We start from the raw sequence: 24,836 nt of genomic DNA, 5'->3' as shown, positions 1-24,836 counted from the left end.
ATGACCGACGACAGGACACCGGGGGGCCGCCCGCCCCGGGGACCGTGGTGGCGCCGCGCCGGGACGGGACACCGTCCCGGCGCCGATCGCCTGCGCCACCCCTGGGTCTCGTCGCTCGTCGTCGCGGTCGTCCAGGTGGTCGGCACGACGGCCGCCTCGCACAACGCGGCCGGCCGGGCCGGCCTCGGCCACTTCGGCTACGCGCTCCTGCTCGCCGGGCCCGTACTGCTGTTGTGGCGCAACCGCGCGCCCGTCGCCGTGGCCGCCGCCGTCTCGGCCGTGACGCTCGTGTACGTCGCCGGGGGTTACCCGTACGGGCCGGTCTTCCTCAGCATCGTCGCCGCCTACTTCACGGCCGTGGCCGCCGGTCGCCGAGGTGCCGTCCTGGTCATCGCGGGCGCCCTGTACACGGCCTACCTGCTCATCACCGTGTGGCTGTACCGCTGGCTGCCGCCCGCCGGGGACCACGCCGCCTCGTGGGCCCAGGTCTCGGGGGCCGCCGCCTGGCTGCTGGCGATCCTCGCCGTCGCGGAGCTGTGGCGGTTGCGCAGGGAGCAGTTCGTCCGCGAGCGGCGGGAGCGGGTCGAGGCGGAGCGGCGCCGCGCCGACGAGGAACGGCTGCGCATCGCCCGGGAGCTGCACGACGTGCTCGCGCACAGCATCTCCGTCATCAACGTGCAGGCCGGGGTGGCCCTCGCCCTCATGGACGAGCGCCCCGAGCAGGCCCGGCAGGCGCTGAGCACCATCAAGGCGGCCAGCAAGGAGGCGCTCGGCGAGGTGCGCCAGGTGCTCGGCACGCTGCGCGGTCCCGGGGAGGCCCCCCGCTCGCCGGCCCCGGGCCTGGACCGGCTGCCCGAACTGCAGGAACAGGCCGCGGGCGCGGGCCTGGCCGTCGACATCACCCGCGAGGGCCGCGCCGCCGCCCTGCCGCCCGGCGTGGACCTGGCGGCGTTCCGGATCGTCCAGGAGGCGCTGACCAACGTCATCCGCCACTCGGGCTCCCGCACCGCCCGGGTCCGCGTCTCCCGCCGCCGGGACGCGGTCGAGCTGCGGATCGACGACGACGGTCCCGCCACCGCCACCGCCACCGCCGACCACGCCCACGACTCCACGGGCGGGGGCAACGGGCTGCTGGGCATGCGTGAGCGGGCGGCGGCGCTCGGCGGCACCGTCGAGGCCGGACCGCGCGCCGACGGGGGCTTCCGTGTGCTGGCCCTGCTTCCGCTCGCCGCGGCCGCCGCGACGGCGTCCGTCCCCGACAAGGAGAGCCCATGACGCGGGTCCTGCTCGCCGACGACCAGGTCCTGGTGCGGGCGGGCTTCGCCGCCCTGCTCGGCGCCCAGCCCGACATCGAGGTCGTGGGCGAGGCGTCCGACGGCGCCCAGGCCCTGCGCATGGTCCGTGAACTCACCCCGGACGCGGTGCTGATGGACATCCGCATGCCGGTCATGGACGGTCTCGAGGCCACCCGCCGGATCACCGAGGACGCGGCGCTCGCCGGGGTCAAGGTGGTCATCCTCACCACGTTCGAGCTCGACGAGTACGTCTTCGAGGCCATCCGGGCCGGCGCCTCCGGCTTCCTGGTCAAGGACACCGAGCCGGAGGAACTGGTGCGCGCCGTCAGGGCGGTGGTGGACGGCGACGCGTTGCTCTCGCCCGGGGTGACCCGGCGGCTCATCGCCGAGTTCGCGGCCCGGTCCAAGGAGCCCTCGGCCGCGGCGGAACTGGACCGGCTCACCGAGCGGGAGCGCGAGGTGATGGCCCTGGTCGGGATCGGCCTGTCCAACGAGGAGATCGCCCGCCGCCTGGTGGTGAGCCCGCTCACCGCCAAGACGCACGTCAGCCGCACGATGGTGAAGCTCGGCGCCCGGGACCGGGCCCAGCTCGTCGTCCTGGCCTACGAGTCCGGCCTGGTGCGGCCGGGCTGGCTGGGCTGAGCCGGAAGGGCCCGCGCGGACCGTGGTCCGCGCGGGCCCGGGGCGAGGGGCCGGCGCCGGTCAGTCCCGCACGGGGACCTTGTGCTCCTCGCTCGCCGGTACGGCGGTGTCGGAGGAGGAGGCGACCACGAATCCGTACGACACCCTGCGGCGCAGCCCCGTGAGGGTGATCAGCAGCCCGGCCAGGGCGATGGCGCTGACCACGACCAGCCCGGGCCGGAAGCTGTCGAGCGTCGCCTGCGGGGAGGCCGGGTGCCCGTCGCCGGACCCGGCGGTGATCGCCGCGGTGACGACCGCGAGGAAGATGGCGCCGCCCACCTGGAAGGAGGTGTTGAGGAGGCCGGAGACCATGCCCTGCTCCTCGTCGCGCACCCCGTTGGTGGCCTGGATGTTGAGCGACGGGAAGACCAGCGCGCACGCGGCGCCGAGCAGCAGCATGGACGGGAGGATCACCGCGGCGAAACTCGGGGTGAGGTCGACGCGCAGGAAGAGCACGTAACCGGCGAACAGCAGGGTGAAGCCGGTGGCGATCACCCGCGGTGTCCCGAAGCGGTCCACCAGGGGACCGATCCGCGTGGAGGCGAGCGCGACCAGCGCCCCCGCGGGCAGGAAGGCCAGTGCGGTCTGCAGCGCCGACCAGCCCAGCAGCGACTGCATGTACTGGGTGACGAGGAACTGGAAGCCCACGTAGGAGCCGAAGAACGCGGCGCCGCCCAGGTTGGCGCGTATCTGGTGGGGCGAGCGCAGGACGCCCAGCCGTACGAGGGGATGGGTGCTGCGGTGCTCGATGACGGCGAAGGCGGTCAGCAGGACGGCGACGGCGGCGAAGGAGAGCAGGGTGCGGGCCGAGGCCCAGCCCGCCTCGGGGGCCTGGACGACGGTGAAGACGAGCAGCAGCATCGCACCGGTGCCGGTCAGGGCGCCGGGCAGGTCGTAGCCGCGACCGGAGTGCCGCTCACGGGGGCTCGTCGGGATCAGCCGGATGCCGGCCACGAGGGCCAGGACCGCGATCGGGGCGGGCAGCAGCATCGTCCAGCGCCAGCCCACCTCGGTGAGCAGGCCGGACAGGACCAGGCCCATGGAGAAGCCGGTCGCGCCGCAGGTGGTGTAGATGCTGAGGGCGCGGTTGCGGACCGGTCCCTCGGCGAAGGTCGTGGTGATGATGGACAGGCCCGCAGGGGCGGTGAACGCGGCGCTCAGGCCCTTGATGAAGCGGCTGGCGATCAGGAGTTCACCGGAGTCGACGAGCCCGCCGAGCAGCGAGGCGGCGGCGAACACGGCGAGCGCGACGAGGAAGACCCGGCGCCGGCCGAGCAGGTCGGCGGCCCGGCCGCCGAGCAGCAGCAGGCCGCCGTAGCCGAGGATGTAGCCGCTGACGACCCACTGCAGCGACGAGGTGGACAGGTCGAGGTCGTCCGCGATGGACGGGAGGGCCACGCCGACCATCGAGACGTCCAGGGCGTCGAGGAAGAGCGCGGCGCAGAGGACCAGCAGGGTGCCCCACTGCCGGGCGCTCCAGCGCCCTTCGGGACCGCGGACGGCGGCGGTGTGCGGAGAGGTCATGTCGAGGAACATTACATGCGCATGCATCAAATGCAAGTGCATTTAATGTGCGTACATCTAGTGTTGATTTTCTGCTATCCTGCGGCCATGACCGGCGTGAAGAGTGAGCATGTGCTCGTGGAGCGGTGGCGTGAGGTCCTCTCCCTGCACGCGCGCACCGCGTGCGAGCTCGACCGTGAGCTGAACCAGCACGGTCTGGGCGCGAGCGACTTCGAGGTCCTCGACCTGCTCGCCGAGGGAAACCCCGACGAGGGCGGGTGCACCTACCGCGTCCAGGAGCTCGCGGACCGCGTGCACCTGAGTCAGAGCGCGCTCTCCCGGCTGGTCGGCCGGCTGGAGAAGGACGGCCTCGTGAGCCGTGGCATCTGCAGTGAGGACCGGCGCGGGGTGCGGGTCGCGCTGACCGACGCCGGCCGGGCGCGCCACGAGGAGGCCAAGCCGGCGCAACGAGCCGTCCTGGAGCGGATGCTCGGCCAGGTCTGAGGGCGCGCCCTACCCGGTCCGGCCGCTGTGGATCAGCCGATCGCCGCGGTGCGCCGCCACAGGTCGACCACGGATGTGTCGCCGGTGACCTGCAAATCCTCATAGGCGCCCCGGTTCCACAGCGTCAGGTAGAGCTCCTCTGCGGCGGCGCTCACCGTGCAGTCGGCCTCGCCGGGCGCTGCCCGTTCGACGACCGGCGGATCGGCCGACAGTCGCGCCAGCCAGACGTCCCGCGCGGCGTCGGTGTCCGTCGTACGCACGCGGAGCGTCCTGGGCGTCATGCTGCGGACCCGGCTCCTCGGCCGTACGTGGAAACCCGTGAGCAACTCGTCGACGCCGTCGGCCGCGAACTCCGGGCCGACGGGTGACGGGGCGCGGCCCAGGGCCAGTTCGGCGTCCACGCGGTGTATCGCCGTCTCGTGCGCCTGGCGCCGTGCCCAGAAGGCGCGCGGGGAGGGCGCCTTGAGGAAGGACCAGCAGTCCAGGTCGGCGGGCGCCGCTTCGAGGGCCGCGACCAGCAGCCCGTGACCCTCGCGGAACCAGGGGAGCAGGGAGGGGTCGTCCTCCGGGGTCTCGGCCTCCATGGGTTCCGGCTGCCGACGTCCCTCCGCGACGTAACGGGTCGCCCAGCGGTGCACGGTGCCCTGGTGGCGGACCAGTTCGCGCACGTGCCAGCCGGGGCAGGACGGCACCACGGCGTCGAGCCCGGCCGCCTCCGCCGCGTCGGCGAGCAGTCCGCCCTCGCGCCGCAGGACCTCGATGAACTCGGCTGTCTCCATGTCGGGATTGTGCCAGCCGGTACCGACAACCGGGCCGCAGCGGCGCGATGCGCCTGCCGCGCCCGGACGCGGGGCGTCAGACTCCGGCGGCCGCGGACGCGTGCCGGGTCGTGTGCGCGACCACGGCGGCGACCGCCGCGAGCGCGGCGACCGTGGTCAGCGCCACCGGCAGCCCGTAGGCGTCGGCGAGGAAGCCGATGGTGGGCGGCCCGAGCAGGAAGCCCGCGTACCCCAGGGTGGAGGCGGTGGCCACACCACCGGGACCGCCGAGGGCGCCGGCCCGGCCGATGGCGACGGGGAAGACGTTGGCGGGCCCGAGTCCGGTGAGCGCGAAGCCGGTCAGGACGAGCCAGACCGTGGGCCCCAACGCTCCCAGCAGCATTCCGGCACCCGCGGTCAGTCCGCCCAGCACCACCGCACGGGTCGGGCCGAGCCGCAGCAGGAGCGCGGTGCCGTACAGACGCCCCACGGTCATCGCCAGGGCGACGGCGGCGTATCCGGCGGCCGCGAGGGCCGGGCCGGTGTGCAGGTCCTCCTGCAGGTGGAGCGGACCCCATTCGGCGAGCGCCCCCTCGCCGTAGGCGGTGCACAGGGCGATCAGCCCGAAGACGGCGACCATGCGCCGGGCGCCGGGGCGCGCGGTGCCCGGCGCACCCGCCCCGCTGCCGGCCGCGCCCGCGCTCTCCGTGGGACGGGGGATCGCGTGCCGCAGCAGGAGCCGTCCGAGCGGCACGGTTGCCAGGAGCCCGAACAGGGCGACGCCCCCGAGGTGCTGAGCCGGGGTCAGCCGGGCGGCCAGAGGCCCGCCGACGCCCGCCCCGACCAGTCCGCCCAGGCTGTACGCGGCGTGGAAACCGGGCATGATGGGGCGCCGCAGTGCGGCCACCAGGTCGACGGCGACGCTGTTCATGGCGACGTTCATGCCGCCGAAGCCCACACCGAGCAGGAGCAGCACGAGACCCAGGGCGAGGGGGGAGTGGGTGAACGGAGGCAGCGCGACGCTCAGTGACAGGATCGCCCCGGTGGCGACGGTCACCTGCCGGGCGCCGAAGCGCCGGCACAGCCGTCCGCTGGGGATCATGGTGACGACCGCCCCCGCGGACACGCCGAGCAGGGCGAGACCGAGAGCGCCCGCCGAGGCGCCGACCTGCTCCTTGACGGCGGGGATGCGAACGACCCAGCCGGCGAAGACGAATCCGTCGAGGGCGAAGAACGCGGTGAGGGCGACACGGAGGCGCAGCAGCGGGAGCGCCGGACTTGCGGGATCTTGCCTGCTGAGTACGCTCCGTATTTTGTTTAGGCTCGGCACAAAGTGAGAATAGGACTGTGACCCAGACTCGGACAAGGTTGGAGCGGGGCCGCGGTGCGCTCGGTCCCGCGCTCGCGCTCGTGCACACCGGGCGTGCGCCCACCCGCGCCGTGCTCACCGTCGAACTCGGCGTGACCCGGGCGACCGCGGGGGCCGTCGCCGCCGAGTTGGAGGCACTGCGCCTGATCCGCGTCGACACCCGGCCGGGCGGGCCCGCCGGAGCACAGGGCCGGCCCTCGCACCGGCTCGCCGTCAATCCCGAGGGGCCGGTCGTCCTCGCCGCGCAGATCCACGCCGACGGGTTCCGCGCCGCGCTGGTCGGACTCGGCGGCCACATCCTCGCGTCCAAGCCGGTCGCCATGACCGTGCCCGCGGACCCCGCCCGGGTCCTCGGCGCCGTCGTCGAGGCGGGCGCGGAGTTGCTGCGCGCCTCCGGCCGGGAGTGCGCGGGCGCGGGACTTGCCGTGCCGTCCGCCGTCGCCGAACCCGAAGGCGCCGCGCTCAACCCCCTGCACCTGGCGTGGGCCGCGGGCGCACCGGTGCTGGACATCTTCCGCGAGCAGATCGAGCGTTCCGGCATCATCGCCCCCAACGGGGCGCCGCCGCCGTGCTTCGTCGGCAACGACGTCAACGTCGCCGCGCTCGCCGAGCACCGGCACGGCGCCGGGCAGGGCGCCGAACACCTGCTGGTCGTCGCCACCGGGCACCGCGGCGTGGGCGGTGCCCTCGTCCTGCACGGCAAGCTCCACACCGGCAGCGCCGGGCTCGCCCTGGAGGTCGGTCACCTGACCGTCAACCCCGAGGGCCGGCCCTGCCATTGCGGCAGCCGCGGCTGCCTGGACGTCGAGGTGGACCCCCTCGCCTTCCTGGAGGCCGCCGGGCGCATCCCCGGGCCCGAGGGCTCGCTGCCCGACCAGTGCCGTGCCCTACTGCGCGAGGAGTACGACGACCCCGCGGTGCGCAGCGCCGCCGACCGCCTCATCGACCACCTCGGGCAGGGACTCGCCGGACTGGTCAACGTCCTCAACCCGGACCGGATCCTGCTCGGCGGCCTGCACCGCTGGCTGCTCGACGCGGACCCGGAGCGGCTGCGCGCCGTCGTCGCCGAACGCAGCCTGTGGGGACGCAGCGGCGGGGTCCCGCTGCTCGCCTGCGCGCTGGACCACAACAGCCTCGTCGGGGCTGCCGAACTGGCCTGGCAGCCCGTGCTGGACGACCCGCTCACGGCGCTCGGCGCCTAGAACCCCCGGCCCTCCACGGGGCGTCAGAACAGCGGCTCCGGGGGGTCGGCGGGTGGCGGCAGCGCCTTGACGGGCGGCTCCGGCAGCCCCTCCGCCGAGGCGGTCAGCGGCCATCCCGGCACCAGGTGTGTGTCGAGCAGCAGGACACCGCCGGACGGCCCGGCGGCGCGGAGGTAGAGGTCACCTCCGGCCACCGCCGTGACGGTGCCGCGCAGCGCGGTACCCGCCGCGAGCCCGGTCACCGCGGCGGTGGCTTGAGGTGCGCGCGGCTCCAGGCCGAACACCACCGCGTGGTCCACGGGCCGGAAGCCGGTGGGCGTGAGCGTGTCCCGCCAGTCGGGGACCGCGGCCGCCACCTTGTGGAGTGCCCGCAGCTCCGCCTCCCGCGCGTCCGCGGGCGGCAGTGCGGCGCGGGCGGCACGCTTCGCCGACGTCGGCACCCGGTCCGGGATGCCCAGCGCCGTCCCGAGGACCGACTCGGCGCGGCGCGCGGCCATCAGCGGGCCCCGGCCGAGGAACGTGAAGCAGACCGCGGCCTGTTCGAGCAGCCGCGCACTGCCCCGCTCGGCCGCCGTGATGCCGACCTTGCCCAGGCCGGGCCCGAACCAGGCCAGGTACACCGAAAAGGGCCGCGGGTCGTCCAGCCGGGTGTCCGCGGCCACGGAACGGGAGCGGTCCAGGGCCGCGCACTGCTCGCACTGGTCACGGCGGGCCCGCTCGGGAAGTTCCGCGGAGCGCGGGCACGGGGTCCAGCGGCCCGAACGCCACACGCCCGTGCAGCGACGCACCGCGCCCGGTTCCACGGCGAGCGTCAGCGGGTCGCCGAGGCGCACGGGACTGCGCCGGTCACCGTGGCGCGGGTGCCACCACGTCCACACCGGGCCCCCGGACACCCATCGCAGACCCGTGCATCGCCACATGATCCGCATGCTAGGCGCAGCCACCGACAGCGGCCGTACTCCCCGGGTGGTACCTGCGGTGCCGCTGGCCGTACGACGACCGGCGCCCCCGCACGGACCAGTCTCGTGGTGTCGTGAAACACGGCCCCACCAAGGAGACGCATCGCCATGGACACCACCGCACTGACCACGCTGGCCGACCACTGGGACGGGGGACCGGGTCCCTGGATCCTGTTCTTCCCCCTCATCTGGGCCGCCGCCATCGCGGGCGTCGCATTCGTGCTGCGCCGTACCGCGTGGCGCCGGGGCCTGGGCCGCGGCCCCTGGCACGCCCGGGCCGCGATCGGCGAGCACTCGCCGATCGCCGTGCTGGGCCGCCGCTTCGCCGCGGGCGAGATCGACGAGGACGAGTACTGGCGCCGGCTGTCCGTCCTGGACGAGGAGTTCGGCCGCTTCTCCAAGGGCGGCGAGCGATGACCGCCGCCCGCGTCGCCGACGCCGTCAAGACCTACGGGACGGGCGACGCCCGGGTGCACGCCCTGGACGGGGTCACGGTGGCGTTCCCCGCCGGAAGGCTCACCGCGATCATGGGCCCTTCCGGATCCGGCAAGTAGACCCTCATGCACTGTGCCGCCGGGCTGGACACCCTCACCTCGGGGGGCGAACAGCATCGCGGCCGCGGGGGAGGGCGACTTCGGCGGGGTGCTGCGTGGGGAACGGTACGACGGTGCGGCGTCGGTCGGGCGCGTCGAGGTTTCCACCCTTGATCCTTAGGAACGCGGTCTTCAACGACTCGGACATCATGCGGTCGTGGCCGGCCTCGAACTTGGCCTGGAGCTTGCGGCGTTCAGCCTCGACCTGCATGGCAGCGCGCTGGAGGCAAGCGGTGGTCTCACGCCGGAGACGGTCACGCTCGACGGTGGTCGCGGCCTGCAGTGCCACCTGCCGGGTGCGCTCGCTTTCGGCTGCCCTGATCGCGGCGAGAGCGGCGTTGCGTTCGGTGGTGGTGTCGGTGCCCCATGCCCGGATGAGGTTGAGGGCGTGAACGAGGGCGGGCGGTCATCGCGATGACGGCGCCACCTGCGGCGTGCGCGGAAATCCACGCCCACCACGTCCGCGAGCGGCGGCACGGCCGGCACCGAAGGCGCGGACGGCGGTATCACCGGCGGGTAGGCACGCACGTCACAGAACCGTCACACAGCAGGCGCCCGCCCCCTCCTGTTGGATAATGCTCGCTCATCCGTGCAACGTCCATGGGGGGACCATGCGCACCCGAACGACCGCCCTTGCCATCGCGGCCATCACCACGGCCACACTGGCCCTCACCGGCTGCGGCGACAGCGAGCCCGACCTGGCCGCCTGCAAGGCTGCCCTGGCCAAGCAGGACACCGCTCAAGTCAGCGACAACGCCCAGGAACCCGGCCGCCCCGACGAATGTGAAGGTGTCAACTCCGCAACCCTGGTGCGCCTCCTCAACGAGATCGACGCAGAGCAGGGCTGATAACACACGCCCAGGCCCCGCTCGCGGCCCCGCACCCACACGGGTACGGGGCCGCGGCCATGCCCACCCCCACCCGAGAGAGGCCCCCGTGCCCGCACACCTCGACGTCCTCGAACTCCCGCCGCACAGCGGCGACGAGCACCAAGACGTCACGGAGGTGGTGACTGCATGCGACCGCCCCTCAGCAGCGAGGCCCGCGTCGTCACCGCGCTCGCGGCCGTGCTCTGGCTCCTCGGAGCCGCGGCCACCTTCGACACGACCCGAGGCAAACCCGCCGCCATCACCGCCGTCGTCGGCTGCGGGATCATGGAGCCCCTGATTACGGCCGTGGCGGTGTCCTTCTGGCGCCGGGACCGACGGAGGCGATGATCATGGCCACGGGAGCCGACCTCGGCATGACCGTATGGTGGCCCCGTCTGCGGCCAGCCCGCGCCCACCCCTACCGACCTCCGGCACAGCGGACCCCGCACCGTCACCCTCGGTGTGGACACCGGGCCGGCCCTGCAGCACATCACCGCACACCGCGGTGCACGCCGCCTCTGGCCCCGCTACCGGCGCCGGGCCGAGTGCCGCAGCCCCATCACGTGGGCGCTGCGCCTCGGGCGTGGACATCATGCTGACGCTCGTCTACGCGCTGCTCGCGCTGGCCGTCCTCATCGCCCTGCTGGGCATCGCCAACACGCTCACCCTCGCGGTGCACGAACGCACCCGCGAACTGGGGCTGTTGCGGGCGGTCGGGCAGACCAGGGCGCAGCTGCGGGCCATGGTGCGCTGGGAGTCCGTGCCTGGTGGCCGCCTTCGGCACGGCCGGCGGCCCGGGGCTCGGGGCCTTCCTCGGCTGGGCACTGGTGAAGGCGTCGGACGCCGCGGGCACGAGCGCCTTCGCGCTGCCGCCCGGCCGGCTCGCGGTCGTCCTGCTGGTCGGACTGGTCGCCGGGGCCCTGGCCGGATGGCGCCCGTGCCGGCGCGCGGCACGCCTGGACGTACTGAGGGCCATCGCGGCGGAATGACTCCGCCGACGACGGCCCGGAGGGCCACGGCCGCCGTGCCCCACCGGGGTGCGGCGGCCGCGCGTCAGACCAGAACCGGTTCGGCCGCGGCCGGGACCAGACGATCGAGCACCGGGGGCCACGCCTCCGGCGTCTCGGGAAGGACCGGCAGCGTCCGCGGGGCGACCTTGCGGACGACGGCCGCCGACACCTGCTCGCCCATCGTGCTGGGCGAGACCGTCGCCTCGGCCCGGAGCGTGAACCACACGACCTTGCCGCCGTCGTTGAGGGTCTCGGTGCCCCAGCTGTCGCTCATCGACACGACCATGGCGAGGCCGCGGCCGCAGGTGGCCAGGGGCTCGAACTCGCGGACCCGCGGCAGGCGCGGATCGTTGTCCGAGACGGCGACGGTGAGCCAGCCGGAGGCGAAGCTCAGCTCGACGGAACAGCGCTTGTCCGGCCGGGCGTGCCGGTGGACGTTGCCGAGCAGTTCGGTGATGCCCAGCAGAGTGGGGTCGATCAGCGGGTCCAGCCGCCAGTACCGCAGCTGAGCGGCGAGGATACGGCGTACCTGCTGGATCCGGGACGGCAGTGCCTCAAGTTCCAGAGCACACTGCCGCTTACTGCCTTCTGAGCTGATCACGGCTGCGACTCCCTCCGCGGTGGAGGGCGCGCCCCTGTGACCGGGGCATGCCCCGCCCGCATGGAATGGGAACACCTTTGCGGGATTGCTGTGAGTGACTGCTGCAGTGACTCCGTGACGCCACTCAAGGATCACCCCGATGGATGCTTACCGCAACTCCGCGAACGCGGAGAGTGCCGTTCCGTTCGCGTCAGTGCCGCTTGACCCGCTCGCGGGCGGTCCGCAGGGCGTCCAGGAAGCGGCCCGCCGAGGCCGCGCCCTGCGTGCGCAAGGTCAGCAGGTAGCCGGTGCCGTTGAGGCGGGCAAGGGTGCGGCGCCGTACCGCGAACCGCGGGGTCAGGGCGTGGACGTCCTCCACCGGAGCGCTGTCGATCTCCCGGCCGCGGCTGGTGAGCAGCACCAGGCGGCCGTCCTGGATCACGACCTGCCCTCCCCGGGTCAGCGACCGCAGCCGCCGTCCGATCCGCACCCCGGTGGCGGTGAACTCCGCTTCGGCCACGGCGCATCCCCTCCTTCGTCCGGTCGCAGTCTGCCCGCTCCGGGGGGCGCCGCACCAGCGCCCGCCTAAGATCGGGACACAGGCGGCGAACGAAGGGCGGCGCGGGTGAGCAGCAACGAGAAGGGCGACCGCGAAGACCGCACAAGGGCGGCGCAGACCGTACCCACCATCGACGTGGACCGGACCGACCCGCACTACCGAGGATGGCTCAAAGAGGCCGTACGGAAGGTCCAGGCGGACGCCAACCGCTCCGCCGACACGCACCTGTTGCGCTTCCCGCTCCCCGATGCCTGGGGCATCGACCTCTACCTCAAGGACGAGTCGACCCACCCCACCGGCAGCCTCAAGCACCGCCTCGCCCGCTCGCTCTTCCTCTACGGGCTGTGCAACGGCTGGATCCGGCCGGGCAAACCCGTCATCGAAGCCTCCAGCGGCTCGACCGCGGTGTCCGAGGCGTACTTCGCGGCCCTGATCGGCGTGCCGTTCATCGCCGTCATCCCGCGCACCACGAGCTGGGAGAAGCAGCGGCTGATCGAGTTCCACGGGGGCCGCTGCCACCTGGTGGACGACCCGCGGACGGTCTACGAGGTCTCCGCCCGTCTCGCGGAGGAGAGCGGCGGCCACTACATGGACCAGTTCACCTACGCCGAACGCGCCACCGACTGGCGCGGCAACAACAACATCGCCGAGTCGATCTACCAGCAGCTGCGCCTGGAGCGGAACCCCTGCCCGGCGTGGATCGTGGCGACCGCCGGCACCGGCGGCACCTCGGCGACCATCGCGCGCTACGTCCACTACATGCAGTACGACACCTTGGTGTGCGTCGCGGACCCGGAGAACTCGGTGTTCTTCGACGGCTGGGTGAGCGGCGACGACTCCGTGTGCTGCGAACGGGGTTCGCGGATCGAGGGCATCGGCCGCCCCAGGGTGGAGCCGAGTTTCGTGCCCGGTGCGGTCGACCGGATGATGAAGGTGCCGGACGCGGCCTCGGTGGCGGCGGTACGCGCCCTGGAGGCGGCCATCGGGCGCAAGGCCGGGGGGTCGACGGGCACCGGTCTGTGGAGCGCCTTCAAGCTCGTCGCGGAGATGGTCGCGGCGGCCCGCACGGGCAGTGTCGTCACCTTGCTGTGCGACCCCGGCGACCGCTACCTGGACAAGTACTATGCGGATGCCTGGCTCGCCGAACAGGGCCTGGACATCCGGCCGTACGCCGCCACCATCGACGCCTTCCTGGCCGCGGGGAACTGGCCGGACTGACCCGGTCCGTCCGTTCCGTTCTGTTACGTCGTGGTCACCCGGAGTCCGCCGGAGCACCGCCTTCCCTTTTCCGGGCGCTCTTAGCGTCCCGATATGACGATCTCTCAAGTGGCGCCCCCGGCGGTCGCGCCGCCGCCCCCCGCGCCCGGTGCGTCAGCGCCGCCCGCGCCCCGGGTGCCGGTGCCGCCCGTCCGGGCGCGGCGCCGGCGCATGCCGCCCCCGGCGCGGCTGGTCGTCCAGGCGACCGCCGCACTCGTCGCCGTCCTCGCCCTGTGCCTTGCCGCGGTCGTCGGGGCCGTCACCGTGCGGTCGGACGCCGAGCAGTTGCGCGACACGTCCGCGCACCGCGCCGCCGTCGCGGCCGAACTCCGCTTCGCCCTCGCCGACCTGGACGCCCAGCGCGCCAACCAGTTGGTGCCCGGCCACGCGGCCGACGATCCCGAGGTGTCGGTCGGCAACCGGCTGCTCGCGCTCATCACCGCGCAGCAGCGCCGCGCCCAGGCCAGCGACCTCCTCCGCCGGCTCGGCGCCGACGAGGCCCACGCCGCGCAGGTGCGCGGCATCCTCGACCTCCTCGGGCGCTACGACGACGCCGGCGGCCGCGCCGCCTACGTCGACGAACAGCACCACGAGCGGGCCGCGGGCCACCCGCCGGCGGTCGCCGTCGCCTTCTCCGCGGAGGCGGGCGACATCATGCACAGCCATCTGCTGCCCAAGGTCGCGGCCCTGGCGAACGCCTACGACGCGCAGGCCACCGCGGCCTCGCGCACCGCGCAGGACGCCGCCATGGGCTCGGCCGTGGCCGTCGGCGCACTCGGCCTGATCGCGGTCGCCGTACTCCTGTGGTGGCAGCGCGACCTGGCGCGCCGTTACCGCCGTCTGATCAACCCGGCACTGGCCGCCGCCACCGCCGCCGCCCTCGGCGTCACCCTGGCCGGGGTGTTCGCCTTCACCGGCGCCGCCGCCGACCTCGACGCCGGGACCCGGGACGGACTGCGCCCCTGGTCGCGTCTGGCGGAGGCGCGCGCCGTCGCCGCGGAGGCCGCCGCCACCCAGAGCCGCTGGCTCGTCAACGGCGCCGAGCCGCAGCAGCGCGCCGAACTCGACTCCCTCAACCGGCGGCTGGACGGTCTGCTCGCCCCCGGCGGGTGGGCCTCGGCGGACGAGCGCCCGGCGTACGCCGACGTCAACGAACGCTACGGGCACTTCCGCGCCGACGACCGCCGGCTCGTCGGGCTGATGGCCGGCAAGCGGATCGACGAGGCGGCCGTCGTGCTCACGGACGTCGGCCGCGGGGAGGTGGGCTTCGACTTCTGGGACTTCGCGACCACCCTGGACGCCCTCGCCCAGCACCAGCAGGCCGACTTCGTCGCGCGCACGGACGCCGCGCACTCCGGGCTCGACGGCTGGCCCGCCGTTCCCGCCGGTGTCCTGGGCATTGCCGCGGTCCTCGTGGTGGTGGGCGTGCGGCCGCGCCTCGCGGAGTACCGCTGAGCCGGTGACAGTGGGGCGACGGGCGAGCGACGGGGCAACCGGGCCGACGGGACCGGCGGGGGCGCCCGGGCTTGTGGGGAACCTGTGTTCGGTTATAGAAAGGCCTGTCTGCCCGATCTTGTGAAAGAGCCTCAGGTGACCACGACCCCGCCGTCCCCCGACGACGTCCCCTCCGTTCCCGACGACGTCTGGGACCGGTTCGTACAGGACACCGAGGCGGACATCCGCTCGTCGGCGCCCAAGGAGCCCTCCGCACGGGCCCGCATGGTCACCGAGCGGCTGCGGCAGCAGGACGAGGAGGCGGCGCGCCGCACCAAGCGCAGGTGGCGTGGGACCCCGCCGCCCGCGCAACCCGAGGGCTGGCGCACCGGCCCCGCCGTCTACGAGGTCGAGGAACGCCGCCCCCGGCGCCGCCGGTGGCTGGGCCTGGTCGGCGTCCTCGCCGCGGTCGGCGTGCTGCTGTTCGCCCTGAACCCGGGCTGGGCACTGGACGCGATGCGCGGCGGCGACAGCGGCGGTGGTGGCGGGGCGGAACGCTCGCCGCTCCCCGTGGAGACCGCGCGGCCGACTGGCGCCCCCTCGCAGGAGGCGTTCCCCGGCATGCCCACATCGGACGAGCCCTTCGCGGGTTCCCCGGCGGAGCGGTACGCCGACGGCGCGGAGGGGATCGTCCCGCCGAAGGCGCGGGCTGCCGGCTGGATGACGTCCGCGCAGGTGGCGGCGGCCCTGAAGAACGTCAAGGCGTTCCTGGTCGACACCAACCTCGACCCCGCCACGCTGCGGGGCGAACGGCCGGACGCCGCCCTGGGGATGCTCGACCCGAGCCAGCGCGAACTGCGCGCCCGGTTCGAGACGGCCTTCCGCAAGCCGACCGAGAAGAACGACCCGCTCCGCCTCGCGGTGCGCTTCAAGCCCGCGGAACTCGCCCTGGCCGGCGACGTGGTCAAGACCCGCGGACGGATGACCTTCGGCAAGGGCAAGGAGCACGCCGTCGTCGTCCACGCCGACTACACCTTCGTGTACCCCCTGGTGAAGGTGGGGTCCGGCTCCGACGAGGTCGCCCGAACGATCGTCCGCCGCGTCCTGGACCTGGAGTTCCCGGATCCGTCCCGCTACCGGGTGACCCCCGGCAAGTTCGCGATCACGTTGTACGACGACGACGTCGCCAACTCCGCCTGCTTCGTCCACGACGGCTGGCTCCACCCGCAGTTCGCCTCCGACGCCTCGGCTCGCGAGGACGCCGATCGGTCGGGACCCACGGTGGACCCCTACGACCGCAGCCGGGACCTGGTGGCCGAGCGCACCGAGACCGAGGGCTGCGGCACCGTATCCCGCACCTGAGGTGTCCGGGCCCCGCTCACGAGGCCAGCCGGCGGTCCAGCGAGCGGACCGCCGCGCGGAAGGACAGGCCGAGGCCCGGGCGGGACATCAGCAAGAAGGTGCGCAGGGCCGGCGGCCCGTCGGCGGCGAAGGTCCAGCGCACGTGGGTGCCGCCGTCCGGCGTGGGGGAGAGCGCCCACTCCTCCAGCAGGGCGCGCAGGCCGGGGACGTTGGTGGCGTCCGCGCGGTAGGCGAAGCGGCGCGGGGGCTCGTCGGCGAGGACGGTCTCCTCGAAGCGCACTCCCGCGCGCAGCCCGATCGTCCGGCCCCCGGTGGTCGGCACGGCGGCCGTGACGGCGTCGAACCACGCCGTCCAGCCCTCGGTGTCCTCGGCGAGGGCGGCGTGGACGGCCTCGGGCGGCGCCGAGGCATCGGCGGCGAAGACGAGACGGAGCGGCGCCGAGGCGAGGAAGCCCAGGTCCACCTGGCGTGTGGGGTGCAGTGGGCGCGTCATGCGCCGCACGGTAGTTGATGGACCGTCAGTTGTCTGCGGGACCCCCGCCGGGGACGTCGCCCGCCTCGGTGTCCCCCGGCTCACCGGCGACGACCAGGTCCGACAGGTGCTCGGCGATCTCCGCCCGCAGCACCTCGGGGATGCCGGCGTCCGTGACGAGGGTGTCCACGTCCTCCAGCGTGGCGAAGGAGCTCAGGCCCACGGTGCCCCACTTGGTGTGGTCCGCGATGACGACCACCCGGCGGGCGGAGCGCACGAAGCGCCGGTTGGTCTCCGCCTCGGCGAGGTTGGGGGTGGACAGGCCCGCCTCGACGGAGATGCCGTGGACGCCGAGGAAGAGCAGGTCGAAGTGGAGCGAACCGATGGCCTGGTCCGCGACGGGGCCGACGAGGGAGTCCGAGGGGGTGCGCACCCCGCCGGTGAGGACGACGGTCGCGGCGCCCTCGCGGCCGCTCGCGCCGCGGGCCGCGGAGTGGAAGACGTCGGCTACCCGCACGGAGTTGGTGACCACGGTGAGGTCGGGGACGTCCAGCAGGTGGTGGGCGAGGGCGTACGTCGTCGTGCCGCCGGTGAGCGCGATGGCGCTGCCGGGGGTGACCAGGCGGGCGGCGGCGCGGGCGATGGCCTCCTTGGCCCCGGGCTCGAGGCCCGCCTTCGCCTCGAAGCCCGGCTCGTGGCTGCTCGCCGGGGCGACGGGCACGGCACCGCCGTGGACCTTCTCGACCACGCCTTGGCGGGCCAGCGCGTCGAGGTCGCGGCGGACCGTCATGTCCGAGACGTTCAGCTTCCGGGTCAGCTCGTTGACCCGGACCCCGCCGCGCCGCCGGACCTCGTCCAGGATCAGCGCACGGCGCTGTTCCGCGAGCAGGTTCTGGTTGTCGCTCACCCGAGGTCCCGTCCCATCCTCTGATGTGATCCCGATGCTGCCCGGACCGGCAGTCTCGCCATCCTTCCACGACCTCCCCCGCCGGTCGGGGGCCGGAAGGCACGGGGTGACCGGTCCCACACGTACCGCGCGTGACACGTTCGGGTGGCATTCGTGAACACCTCTGTCCAGTACTGGTACGTGTGCCCGATTCTGAATACGCGCGATGCCGTACGCGCGTCACGGGGAAAGTACGGGAGGCGATCGCGATGCGGTCGGATACGGTACGGACGGAGCTGTCGCTCGAGCTGCTGGTCCACGGCGTCGGCGGGACGACCCCGCAGACGATGCTCAACGACCCGCGCATCACGCGCGTCTGCGGTGACGACACCGCCGGGATCTACCGGCGTGCCGACGACGCCGACGCGGAGCGCCGTCCGCAGGAGTACGGCGAGGGCCCGGTGCCCGACGCCTATTCGTGGTGCAACCTGACGTCCGGGGACGGCAGTCGCGCGCTGTGGCTGCTCCTGCTCCCCTTCATGGTGGCCAACCTGGCCCACTGGATGCGACCGCCGGTCTCGAGGCCCGGCCTGGACCGGGCCTACGACGTGCTGGTGCGGCTGCTGGCACTGTCGCTGACGGTGCTGCTGGTGGCCGCGGCCTGCGAGGTCGCGATGGATCTGGTGGCCTGGCAGTGCGCGGGCAACGCGGCCTGCGCGGGCGGGAAGAGCTGGCTGTCCTTCCTCGCCGCCGGCGAGCCGGGGCGCCGGATCGCCGCCGGGGCGGCGCTGCCCGGCGGGCTGATCCTGCTGCTGTGGTGGCTCTCGCGGCGCACCTGGTACGCCTACGAGTCCCAGCGCCCGCTGCCCGGCCCGCATCCGCGGGAGCGGGAGGGACCGGACGTCACGCCGCTGGCCCGGCGCGGCTTCTGGTACGGGCGGCGGCTGGTCGCCCGGCTCCGCGCGGCGCACACGGCGGCCGGGCTGCTCACGGTCGCGTTCGCGCTGGTGGTCCCCCCGCTGGAACGGGACATGGACGCCGGCGGGGTGCGGATACTCGCCGCCGTCGGCTGGCTGCTGACGGGCGCCCTGGCGGGGCTGACGGTGGCGGCGGTCGCCGTGACCTGCGGCATGGGGCGCAGCGAGCACGCGCCGGACGAGGCCCTGGACCCACGACTGGCCCGGGCGATGCTCGGGGGCACGGCTGCCGCGCTGCTCGCTGCGGCCGGTTACGCCTGCTGGCACCGTCCCGGCTGGAACGCCGTCGGACGGCTGCCGTCCGGGGATGCCTTCGGCTGGCTCGCCCTGGCTCAGGGGACGTTGCTCGTGGCGCTCGCCTCCGTCGCCCATCTGATGTTCCGCTCCGGCGGCGGCCGCGCGGAGCTGCGCGGGCTGGGGGGACCGGCGGTGGCGCTGCTCGCCTGCTCCCTCGGCGGCGTGCTGACCGGTGGCATCGCCCAGCGGGTCGCGGACTGGCTGGACCGCGGCGCCACGCCGGGCAGCGGCGGCAGCGCGGTCGCGGGGCCGCCCGTGCTGCTGTCCTGGCAGGCCTCGGCGATCCCGGTGCTGCTGCTGGTGCTGGCCGTGGTGGTCGTGGTGCGCGGCAGGAGACTGGTGCGCCGCTCCCGGGCACTGGTGCCGAGGGTGGAGTCGGACTATCCGGGGGAGGAGCACGAGCCCGCGCGCAGCCGCCAGATCGCCATGGCCCGGGCCAGAGCCGAACTCACCGACCAGGCCGCCCTGTTCATCGGGGTCATCGGGGCCGTCGCCTTCCTGCTGGGCGCCGGGGCGCTCGCCGGGGCCTGGCTGAGCGGTGCCGTCCCGGGACGGGCCGGGGCCGGCGCGCCCGGCTGGCTGCGGACGGTCGCGGAGACCGCCCAGGGACTCGGCTCCTGGCTGGTCGGCGCGGGGGTGGTCGCCCTGATCGCGCTCGGTCGCCGGGCCTACCGCGACGCGGGGGCACGCCGCACCGTGGGCATCCTCTGGGACGTCGGCACCTTCTGGCCGCGCGCCGCGCACCCCTTCGCCCCGCCCTGCTACGCCGAGCGCGCCGTGCCCGACCTGACCTGGCGGATGACGACCTGGACCCGGGCGCACGCCGGCCGGATCATCCTCTCCGGGCACTCGCAGGGCAGCGTCCTGGCCGCGGCAGCGGTGTGGCAGCTGGATCCGACGACCCGGGCGCGGATCGCCCTGCTCACCTACGGTTCTCCGCTGGGCCGGCTGTACGGGCGCTGGTTCCCCGCCTACTTCGGGCCCCCTGCCCTGACCTCGCTCCACGGCGAGCTGCACGCCTGGCGCAACCTGTGGCGCCGTACGGATCCGATCGGCGGCCCGGTCCACCTCGACGAGCCCGGACCACCGGTCGACCGGGCGCCGCTGCCCGATCCGGCGGCGTACGGACGGACGGCGGAACACCCGCTGCCCGCGCCGCTGCTCACCCACTTCGACTACCAGGCCGACCCGGCCTTCGCGGCCGAGCGCGGCGCGCTGCTCGGCTGGTTGTACGGGAACACGGAGGGGGTGCTGCCCGTGCAGGGTCAGGGCAGTGGGGGAAGGTCCTCCGGGTAGAGCAGCTGCAGCTCCTCGTGGCTGGGCTCGCTGATCCGGGCGAGCCGCCCCGCGTGGCGCTCGACCATGGCCTCGAAGGTCTGCCGGGCGGTGCGGCCGTTGCCGAACGCCGGGCCCTTGGGGATCGCGGTGAAGTACTTGTAGAGCGCCTCGCCGGTGTCCTCGGAGAGCTGGTACTCGTGCTCCTCGGCCTGGGCCCGCACGATCCGCAGCAGTTCGACCGGGGTGTAGTCGTCGAAGGTGATGGTCCGCGAGAAGCGCGAGGCGACACCGGGGTTGGCGGACAGGAAGTGTTCCATCTCCGCCGTGTAGCCCGCGACGATCACCACGACGGCTTCGCGGTGGTCCTCCATCAGCTTCACCAGGGTGTCGATCGCCTCCCGCCCGAAGTCCCGGCCCGAGTCCTCGGGGGCGAGCGCGTACGCCTCGTCGATGAAGAGCACCCCGCCGCGGGCGCGGTCGAAGGCCTCCTGGGTGCGGATGGCGGTCGAGCCGATGTGCTCGCCCACCAGGTCGACGCGGGCCACCTCCACCAGGTGCCCGCGCTCCAGCACGCCCAGGGTGGCAAGGATCTCGCCGTACAGCCGGGCGACGGTCGTCTTGCCCGTGCCGGGGGAGCCGGTGAAGACCAGGTGGCGGCGCGGGGAGGGGGCCTTGAGGCCGGCCTCGCGGCGTCTGCGGCCCACCGCGATCAGGTCGATCAGCGAGCGCACCTCGCGCTTGACGCTCTCCAGGCCCACCAGCGCGTCGAGTTCGGCCAGCACCTCGTCCGAGGGACGGGCGTCCGCGGCCGGGGCTTGCGGGGCCGCGGGCTCGGCGGCGGTCGGCGCCACGGGCAGTCCGCCGAGCAGCCCGAACGACGCAGGGGCGGGCTGCCGTTCGCCGGCCGGAGCGGGCACGCCCGAGGACTCCGGCACGGTACGGCGCTCACCGCTCTGGTCCCCGGTGCAGTCCTCCGTGACCGGTCCTGGCTCGGCGAACTCGTAACCGCCGCGCGCGCAGCGCTCCGTGCGGCAGCGGGTGAGCGTGGAGCGGCAGCCGTCGATGATGTGGAAGCCGTAGCCCCGGCTGCCGGTGACCCGGCACCCGGTGAAGGTGCCGCGGCCGCCCGCGGAGACGTAGAACCCGGCCTCGGCCGGGTTGGTGACGACGCAGCGCTCCAGCGTGGGGTCGGCGCCCTTGGTGACGATGACGCCCGTGGCCGTGTCGTCGATGGTGCAGGCGGACAGCGTGCCGCCGCTGCCGTGGTCGCGGAACCAGGCGCCGGTGGAGGCCTCGCGGATGCGGCAGTCGTCCAGTTGCACGGTGGCGCCGTCGCTGACCGAGACCGCGGTGTTGCGGACCTGGGAGATGTCGCAGTCGACGACGTCGGCGCGGGAGCCCCGGTCGAGCACGAACAGGGCGTCGGGCACGTCGTGCACGCGGCAGGAGTCCAGGACGGCGGCCGCGCCGTCGCTGACCCAGACCGCCGGGTAGTCGCCCTGGCTGTCGTGGATCTCGCACTGGTTGGCGTCCACCCGGGTGCCCGGGTCCCACACCGACAGGCCGTTGCGGCCGAAGCGCCGCACCGTGGTGCGGGTGAGGGTGAGGACCGAACGGGAGCGCAGGTCGACGGCGTTCTCGGGGACGTCGTGGATGTCGCAGTCGGAGAGCGTGAGGACGGCGTCCGTGTCCAGGGTGATGCCGTCGCCGGTGGTGCGGTGCACCTGGCACTCGGTGAGGTGGCCGGCGGCCCGCGAGGCGACCTGTACGCCGGTGCCCTTGACCTCGTACACCTCGCAGCCGACCGCCTCGGCCACGGTGCCCTCGCCGGTGAGCGCGAGTCCCGCGCCGGAGGCGTTGTGGACCCGGCAGCGCTCCAGCCGCGGGGAAGCGCCGCCGCGCACCGAGATGCCGGTCTGGCCCGCGGACACCACCTCGCAGTCCTCGAACAGGCCGCCGGCGGCCTCCAGGACGCTGATCCCCAGCCCCGCGGGGTTGTCGACGGTGCAGCGGCGCACGGTCGGCCGCGCCCCGTCGCGGACCTCTATGCCCACCGCGGAACGGGTGCTGACCCGCAGTCCGGTGAGTTCGGGCGCGGCGTCCTCGACGAGGAGGGCGGCGGCGGAGGTGTCCTGGCCCTCGACGGAGAGGTCCTGGACCGTCGCCGCGGCCCGTACGGTCAGGGCGACACCGGCGGGCGGGGCGATCCGCACGGAGCCCGGGCCCTCGGCCGCGCGGAGCGTTATGACCTTCTCCACGACGAGGTTCTCCCGGTAGGTCCCGGGGTTGACCGAGAGCACGTCGCCCTCGGCGGCCGCCTCCAGGGCCGCGGCGAGGCTCTCGTACTCTCCCGTGCGGCGGCGCCACCGCGAGCTGCTGGTGTGCGTCACCTGAACCACGCCCTGTGCCATGGAGATGCTCTGCCCCGTCCTCTTGCACTGCGCCGACCTGGGGGCCTCCACGGTAGCGCGCGCCGGGCGCGCGCCAGCACCCAGATGCTGATGGATCACCTGATGGATCCGGCCGGATGACGCCGATTGCGGATGATCCGCGGGACCGACCTACGTACCCGGTGTGGTCAGCCGCCGGCCCCGGCCCGGCCCCAGCTCTGCCCGGCGGCCGCCCACTCGCGCTCCCACTCGGCGAGCCTGCGTCGCATCAGGTGCCACATGAGTACCTGGCGCCCCATCAATCCCAGCACGGTCGCGGCGAGGAAGGTGCCGATGCCGGCGAGCATCGCGTGCGTGGTGGCGGAGCGGGAGTCCAGGGGCGCCGGCACGGGCAGGGCACCGGACCTGTCGGTCCACATCGTGATGTGGTCGCCCTTGTCGTGGGAGGCGCCCACCCGCACCTGGGCGGTGTGGACGTGCCCGTCCGGCGCGGTCCAGCGGACCACGGCGTCGCGGCGGTCCTCGTGGACGCGGCCCGATTCGGGGTCGGGGTCGGGGGCCTCACGCGGACCGGCCCTGAGCACCACGGCGGAGACTTCGGTGCGGTTGGCGTGCTCGACGCTGACGGTGTGCTGGAGGGAGTGGTCCACGGTCAGCCCGGCGGTCAGCCCGGCCGCGGGCGCGCCCAGGACGATGGCGCAGCCGGCCGCGACCCCAGCGCAGGCCTCGAACACGTCGGAACGGCGGCGCAGGCTGTTCTTCCGCCAACGCCACCACCGCACGTGCGTGGCCGCCATCGGGCGCACCCCCTTCACCGTCCAAGTACCGCACACGGCGCGGTACATGCGCGGCATGGACCGGGCGGGAGAGAGCCGTCTCACGCCGGCGCCCACCCGGGGCCCGGACCGTGCCGCGGTCTTGGGACGCGTTCACTCCACACATGTCAACGCGTCGCCCACCCGGAGTGTTCCGGGTCGTTCGGGCACGAGATTCTGTCCGAAAACCAGTCTGCCCCCGATTCTGCGGTGGCGCGCGAGGGTGCGCAGCGGTTCCCGGCCGCGGGTCGCGGTGTGCTGGTCGGTGGTGGTCACCACGCAACGCCCGCAGGGCTTCACGACACGGAATTCCACTTCCCCGATGCGGATCCGGGTCCAGGTGTCCTCGGCCCAGGCGCCGGTCCCCGCGATCACGGCGTTGGGTCGGAAACGGTCCATCGGCAGCGGCCCCTCCCCGGGGTGGTCGCCCGCGGCGACCAGCGCGTTGAGGGCGGCCAGGGAGGCCTCGGTCGTCACGAGCAGGGGGAAGCCGTCGGCGAAGCTCACGGTCTCCCCGGGGCGCGCGTACTCCGGGTCGACCGGGCGCCGACGGGCCGGGTCGTCGAGGTGGACGAGGGTGACCTCCGCGCCCAGGAACGTGCCGAACCAGGCGGCGGCCGCGTCTCCCGCGGGCACGGCCTCCACCTTGTCGCCCCATATGTGCACCGGGACCGTCGTGGACGGTCCCGGTACCGCGATGTCCAGCACCGGCATCCCCGGAGCGGTGAGCAGCAGCCCACCGCCGGGGGACGGCTCCGCGCGCGCCAGGGCCAGCCGGGGTTGCTCGCGCTGCGTGACGCATCGTCCCGCAGCGTCCACGAGCATCCACCGGCGGTCTCCGGCGAGCCCCCACGGCTCCACCACTGCCTCGGACAACCGCTGTCCACCGAGCGACTTGACGGGGTGGACGTGCAGTGAACCGAGGTGAGGTGTCGGCGTCGGAGTCGTCATTCAGCCATCGTGCCAGGCGGCACGGTCACCCGTCGGCGGGGACCGGGCCGCCCGCGGTCGTCAGCCGGAGTAGTAGCCCTGGCCGAGGTTCCGCCGCTGGTACGGCTGCTCGTCGTAGCCGGTCGGTGCGACCGGGCGCGGCGGGGCAGGACGCGGGGCGGCGGCGGGGCGCACCTGCTCGTAGCCGGCCGGGCCCTGGTACTGCTGCGGGGCCTGCTGCGCCGGGTACCCGCCGTTGAACGCGGCGGGACGGGGCGCGGTGGCCTGCTGCGGGATGTAGGGCGCCGGTGCCTGCTGCAGCTGGGGCTGCTGGTAACCGGGCGCCGAGTAGCCGGAGTACGACGGCGTGCTCGGCGCGGAGGAGTGGTGGGACGGTCCGGGGGGCAGCGCGGGGAGCGCGGCCGGCAGGGCCGGGAGATTGCTGCCGGTGGTCTCGTACGCGGACGGGACGCGGATCGGCGCGATCTGGGGGGTGCCCCGCTCTGCGACCAGGCTGTCGTAGATGGGGGTGTCGGGGAAGAACGGCGACGTGTAGTAGCCACCGCTGTAAGAACCGCGGGGGGAGGTCATAGCCCATAAGTTAAGCCCACGATGTGCTGGTTGGGGAGACCGATTAGCAGGTCATTTCATGTGCAGTGAGTGACGGCTGACCCTTATTGCGATCGAATCGGAGGAAATCGGCCCGTGGCCGCCGTTCGGATCGCGTAAAGGCGCTGGGCCTGGGGCGTTACCGCTCGTCACGCGGGAACACAGGCGCGGAAAACCGCCCGGCCGAATGGTGTCGGAGGGTGACGGGACCGGCACTCTCGCGCACCAACAGGTCACCCGCACGAAG

Annotated in this window: 24 protein-coding genes and 2 pseudogenes; 14 read left to right on the top strand and 12 right to left on the bottom strand. The window is 74.0% G+C overall.

Annotated elements, in window-relative coordinates:
• Complete coding sequence (locus ABZ479_RS21410; RefSeq protein WP_500463066.1) at positions 1 to 1,275, top strand: sensor histidine kinase; 1,275 nt, start codon at positions 1 to 3, stop codon at positions 1,273 to 1,275.
• Entirely contained in the window at positions 1,272 to 1,937 is a 666-nt protein-coding gene (locus tag ABZ479_RS21405; RefSeq protein WP_499607605.1) for a response regulator, read from the top strand. The genes ABZ479_RS21410 and ABZ479_RS21405 overlap by 4 nt, the downstream gene beginning before the upstream one ends.
• 60 nt (positions 1,938 to 1,997) lie before the next feature.
• Here ABZ479_RS21405 and ABZ479_RS21400 read toward each other — a convergent pair whose 3' ends face one another.
• Positions 1,998 to 3,500: an MFS transporter gene (locus ABZ479_RS21400; protein ID WP_500463065.1), complete on the bottom strand. Its 1,503-nt coding sequence runs from the start codon at positions 3,498 to 3,500 to the stop codon at positions 1,998 to 2,000.
• A gap of 87 nt (positions 3,501 to 3,587) precedes the next feature.
• On the opposite strand from ABZ479_RS21400, the gene ABZ479_RS21395 reads away from it, so the two are divergent.
• On the top strand, positions 3,588 to 3,983 hold the full coding sequence (locus ABZ479_RS21395; protein ID WP_499607600.1) for a MarR family winged helix-turn-helix transcriptional regulator: 396 nt from the start codon (positions 3,588 to 3,590) through the stop codon (positions 3,981 to 3,983).
• 32 nt (positions 3,984 to 4,015) lie between these two features.
• Here the strand turns inward: ABZ479_RS21395 and ABZ479_RS21390 are convergent, their stop codons facing one another.
• On the bottom strand, positions 4,016 to 4,762 hold the full coding sequence (locus ABZ479_RS21390; protein ID WP_500463064.1) for a maleylpyruvate isomerase family mycothiol-dependent enzyme: 747 nt from the start codon (positions 4,760 to 4,762) through the stop codon (positions 4,016 to 4,018).
• 76 nt (positions 4,763 to 4,838) lie between these two features.
• Positions 4,839 to 6,071, bottom strand: coding sequence for an MFS transporter (locus tag ABZ479_RS21385; protein WP_500463063.1), 1,233 nt, complete (start codon positions 6,069 to 6,071; stop codon positions 4,839 to 4,841).
• A gap of 17 nt (positions 6,072 to 6,088) precedes the next feature.
• On the opposite strand from ABZ479_RS21385, the gene ABZ479_RS21380 reads away from it, so the two are divergent.
• On the top strand, positions 6,089 to 7,312 hold the full coding sequence (locus tag ABZ479_RS21380; RefSeq protein WP_499607590.1) for an ROK family protein: 1,224 nt from the start codon (positions 6,089 to 6,091) through the stop codon (positions 7,310 to 7,312).
• Between the two features lie 23 nt (positions 7,313 to 7,335).
• Here ABZ479_RS21380 and ABZ479_RS21375 read toward each other — a convergent pair whose 3' ends face one another.
• Positions 7,336 to 8,232 carry a DUF2797 domain-containing protein gene (locus ABZ479_RS21375; RefSeq protein ID WP_500463062.1) on the bottom strand — a complete coding sequence of 299 codons (897 nt, stop codon included), beginning with the start codon at positions 8,230 to 8,232 and terminating at the stop codon, positions 7,336 to 7,338.
• Positions 8,233 to 8,394: 162 nt separating this feature from the next.
• Here ABZ479_RS21375 and ABZ479_RS21370 point away from each other — a divergent pair, with 162 nt between their 5' ends.
• The 6 genes and pseudogenes from ABZ479_RS21370 to ABZ479_RS21345 all read left to right on the top strand — a co-directional run.
• A complete protein-coding gene (locus ABZ479_RS21370; protein ID WP_500463080.1) occupies positions 8,395 to 8,688 on the top strand; it encodes an SHOCT domain-containing protein in 294 nt (97 codons plus the stop codon).
• Positions 8,685 to 8,822: pseudogene (locus ABZ479_RS21365) on the top strand (ABC transporter ATP-binding protein); the annotation flags it as partial. The gene ABZ479_RS21370 and the pseudogene ABZ479_RS21365, both read left to right, overlap by 4 nt.
• Positions 8,823 to 9,021: 199 nt before the next feature.
• Positions 9,022 to 9,282, top strand: coding sequence for a hypothetical protein (locus ABZ479_RS21360; RefSeq protein ID WP_500463061.1), 261 nt, complete (start codon positions 9,022 to 9,024; stop codon positions 9,280 to 9,282).
• 193 nt (positions 9,283 to 9,475) lie between these two features.
• A complete protein-coding gene (locus tag ABZ479_RS21355; RefSeq protein WP_500463060.1) occupies positions 9,476 to 9,712 on the top strand; it encodes a hypothetical protein in 237 nt (78 codons plus the stop codon).
• Between the two features lie 168 nt (positions 9,713 to 9,880).
• Positions 9,881 to 10,081, top strand: coding sequence for a hypothetical protein (locus tag ABZ479_RS21350; RefSeq protein ID WP_500463059.1), 201 nt, complete (start codon positions 9,881 to 9,883; stop codon positions 10,079 to 10,081).
• Between the two features lie 226 nt (positions 10,082 to 10,307).
• Positions 10,308 to 10,722 (top strand): annotated as a pseudogene (locus tag ABZ479_RS21345) (ABC transporter permease); the annotation flags it as partial.
• A gap of 64 nt (positions 10,723 to 10,786) precedes the next feature.
• On the opposite strand, the gene ABZ479_RS21340 reads toward ABZ479_RS21345, so the two are convergent.
• Both ABZ479_RS21340 and ABZ479_RS21335 read right to left on the bottom strand, forming a co-directional pair.
• Positions 10,787 to 11,344: an ATP-binding protein gene (locus tag ABZ479_RS21340; protein WP_500463058.1), complete on the bottom strand. Its 558-nt coding sequence runs from the start codon at positions 11,342 to 11,344 to the stop codon at positions 10,787 to 10,789.
• A gap of 190 nt (positions 11,345 to 11,534) precedes the next feature.
• Positions 11,535 to 11,843 carry a hypothetical protein gene (locus tag ABZ479_RS21335; RefSeq protein WP_499607575.1) on the bottom strand — a complete coding sequence of 103 codons (309 nt, stop codon included), beginning with the start codon at positions 11,841 to 11,843 and terminating at the stop codon, positions 11,535 to 11,537.
• 105 nt (positions 11,844 to 11,948) lie between these two features.
• On the opposite strand from ABZ479_RS21335, the gene ABZ479_RS21330 reads away from it, so the two are divergent.
• The 3 genes from ABZ479_RS21330 (at position 11,949) to ABZ479_RS21320 (ending at position 15,935) form a co-directional block, all read left to right on the top strand.
• Positions 11,949 to 13,100 (top strand): PLP-dependent cysteine synthase family protein, encoded by a 1,152-nt coding sequence (locus ABZ479_RS21330; RefSeq protein ID WP_500463057.1) that lies wholly within the window; start codon positions 11,949 to 11,951, stop codon positions 13,098 to 13,100.
• A 93-nt stretch (positions 13,101 to 13,193) separates the two neighbouring features.
• Positions 13,194 to 14,594 (top strand): GlnX family signal transduction membrane protein, encoded by a 1,401-nt coding sequence (locus ABZ479_RS21325; RefSeq protein WP_500463056.1) that lies wholly within the window; start codon positions 13,194 to 13,196, stop codon positions 14,592 to 14,594.
• Positions 14,595 to 14,729: 135 nt separating this feature from the next.
• Positions 14,730 to 15,935 (top strand): hypothetical protein, encoded by a 1,206-nt coding sequence (locus ABZ479_RS21320; RefSeq protein WP_500463055.1) that lies wholly within the window; start codon positions 14,730 to 14,732, stop codon positions 15,933 to 15,935.
• 16 nt (positions 15,936 to 15,951) lie between these two features.
• On the opposite strand, the gene ABZ479_RS21315 is transcribed toward ABZ479_RS21320, so the two are convergent.
• On the bottom strand, positions 15,952 to 16,428 hold the full coding sequence (locus ABZ479_RS21315) for an SRPBCC family protein (RefSeq protein ID WP_500463054.1): 477 nt from the start codon (positions 16,426 to 16,428) through the stop codon (positions 15,952 to 15,954).
• A 25-nt stretch (positions 16,429 to 16,453) separates the two neighbouring features.
• Positions 16,454 to 17,314 carry a DeoR/GlpR family DNA-binding transcription regulator gene (locus ABZ479_RS21310; protein WP_500463053.1) on the bottom strand — a complete coding sequence of 287 codons (861 nt, stop codon included), beginning with the start codon at positions 17,312 to 17,314 and terminating at the stop codon, positions 16,454 to 16,456.
• 248 nt (positions 17,315 to 17,562) lie between these two features.
• On the opposite strand from ABZ479_RS21310, the gene ABZ479_RS21305 reads away from it, so the two are divergent.
• On the top strand, positions 17,563 to 19,863 hold the full coding sequence (locus tag ABZ479_RS21305) for a hypothetical protein (protein WP_500463052.1): 2,301 nt from the start codon (positions 17,563 to 17,565) through the stop codon (positions 19,861 to 19,863).
• Here ABZ479_RS21305 and ABZ479_RS21300 read toward each other — a convergent pair.
• The 4 genes from ABZ479_RS21300 to ABZ479_RS21285 all read right to left on the bottom strand — a co-directional run bounded on the left by ABZ479_RS21300 (position 19,833) and on the right by ABZ479_RS21285 (position 24,571).
• A complete protein-coding gene (locus ABZ479_RS21300; RefSeq protein WP_500463051.1) occupies positions 19,833 to 22,256 on the bottom strand; it encodes a right-handed parallel beta-helix repeat-containing protein in 2,424 nt (807 codons plus the stop codon). The two genes, ABZ479_RS21305 and ABZ479_RS21300, sit on opposite strands and share 31 nt — an antisense overlap.
• Positions 22,257 to 22,423: 167 nt before the next feature.
• The gene (locus tag ABZ479_RS21295) at positions 22,424 to 23,032 is read right to left on the bottom strand and encodes an Rv1733c family protein (protein ID WP_500463050.1); all 609 of its coding nucleotides are present in this window, start codon (positions 23,030 to 23,032) and stop codon (positions 22,424 to 22,426) included.
• Between the two features lie 132 nt (positions 23,033 to 23,164).
• Complete coding sequence (locus ABZ479_RS21290) at positions 23,165 to 24,001, bottom strand: MOSC domain-containing protein (RefSeq protein ID WP_500463049.1); 837 nt, start codon at positions 23,999 to 24,001, stop codon at positions 23,165 to 23,167.
• 60 nt (positions 24,002 to 24,061) lie between these two features.
• Positions 24,062 to 24,571 (bottom strand): DUF6643 family protein, encoded by a 510-nt coding sequence (locus ABZ479_RS21285; RefSeq protein ID WP_499607546.1) that lies wholly within the window; start codon positions 24,569 to 24,571, stop codon positions 24,062 to 24,064.
• Positions 24,572 to 24,836 lie beyond the last annotated feature (265 nt).

The sequence above is a fragment of the Streptomyces sp. NPDC005722 genome, from assembly GCF_040630935.1.
Taxonomy (GTDB): domain Bacteria; phylum Actinomycetota; class Actinomycetes; order Streptomycetales; family Streptomycetaceae; genus Actinacidiphila.
Note: the sequence above shows the minus strand (reverse complement) of the source record. Positions and strands in the feature narration are given on the sequence as shown.

Bases quoted from the DNA above. Each gene is read 5' to 3' on its own strand.
- ABZ479_RS21410 (WP_500463066.1), top strand. From the start codon at position 1: ATGACCGACGACAGGACACCGGGGGGCCGCCCGCCCCGGGGACCGTGG.
- ABZ479_RS21405 (WP_499607605.1), top strand. From the start codon at position 1,272: ATGACGCGGGTCCTGCTCGCCGACGACCAGGTCCTGGTGCGGGCGGGC.
- ABZ479_RS21400 (WP_500463065.1), bottom strand. From the start codon at position 3,500: ATGACCTCTCCGCACACCGCCGCCGTCCGCGGTCCCGAAGGGCGCTGG.
- ABZ479_RS21395 (WP_499607600.1), top strand. From the start codon at position 3,588: ATGACCGGCGTGAAGAGTGAGCATGTGCTCGTGGAGCGGTGGCGTGAG.
- ABZ479_RS21390 (WP_500463064.1), bottom strand. From the start codon at position 4,762: ATGGAGACAGCCGAGTTCATCGAGGTCCTGCGGCGCGAGGGCGGACTG.
- ABZ479_RS21375 (WP_500463062.1), bottom strand. From the start codon at position 8,232: ATGTGGCGATGCACGGGTCTGCGATGGGTGTCCGGGGGCCCGGTGTGG.
- ABZ479_RS21355 (WP_500463060.1), top strand. From the start codon at position 9,476: ATGCGCACCCGAACGACCGCCCTTGCCATCGCGGCCATCACCACGGCC.
- ABZ479_RS21350 (WP_500463059.1), top strand. From the start codon at position 9,881: ATGCGACCGCCCCTCAGCAGCGAGGCCCGCGTCGTCACCGCGCTCGCG.
- ABZ479_RS21325 (WP_500463056.1), top strand. From the start codon at position 13,194: ATGACGATCTCTCAAGTGGCGCCCCCGGCGGTCGCGCCGCCGCCCCCC.
- ABZ479_RS21315 (WP_500463054.1), bottom strand. From the start codon at position 16,428: ATGACGCGCCCACTGCACCCCACACGCCAGGTGGACCTGGGCTTCCTC.
- ABZ479_RS21305 (WP_500463052.1), top strand. From the start codon at position 17,563: ATGCGGTCGGATACGGTACGGACGGAGCTGTCGCTCGAGCTGCTGGTC.
- ABZ479_RS21300 (WP_500463051.1), bottom strand. From the start codon at position 22,256: ATGGCACAGGGCGTGGTTCAGGTGACGCACACCAGCAGCTCGCGGTGG.
- ABZ479_RS21295 (WP_500463050.1), bottom strand. From the start codon at position 23,032: ATGGCGGCCACGCACGTGCGGTGGTGGCGTTGGCGGAAGAACAGCCTG.
- ABZ479_RS21290 (WP_500463049.1), bottom strand. From the start codon at position 24,001: ATGACGACTCCGACGCCGACACCTCACCTCGGTTCACTGCACGTCCAC.
- ABZ479_RS21285 (WP_499607546.1), bottom strand. From the start codon at position 24,571: ATGACCTCCCCCCGCGGTTCTTACAGCGGTGGCTACTACACGTCGCCG.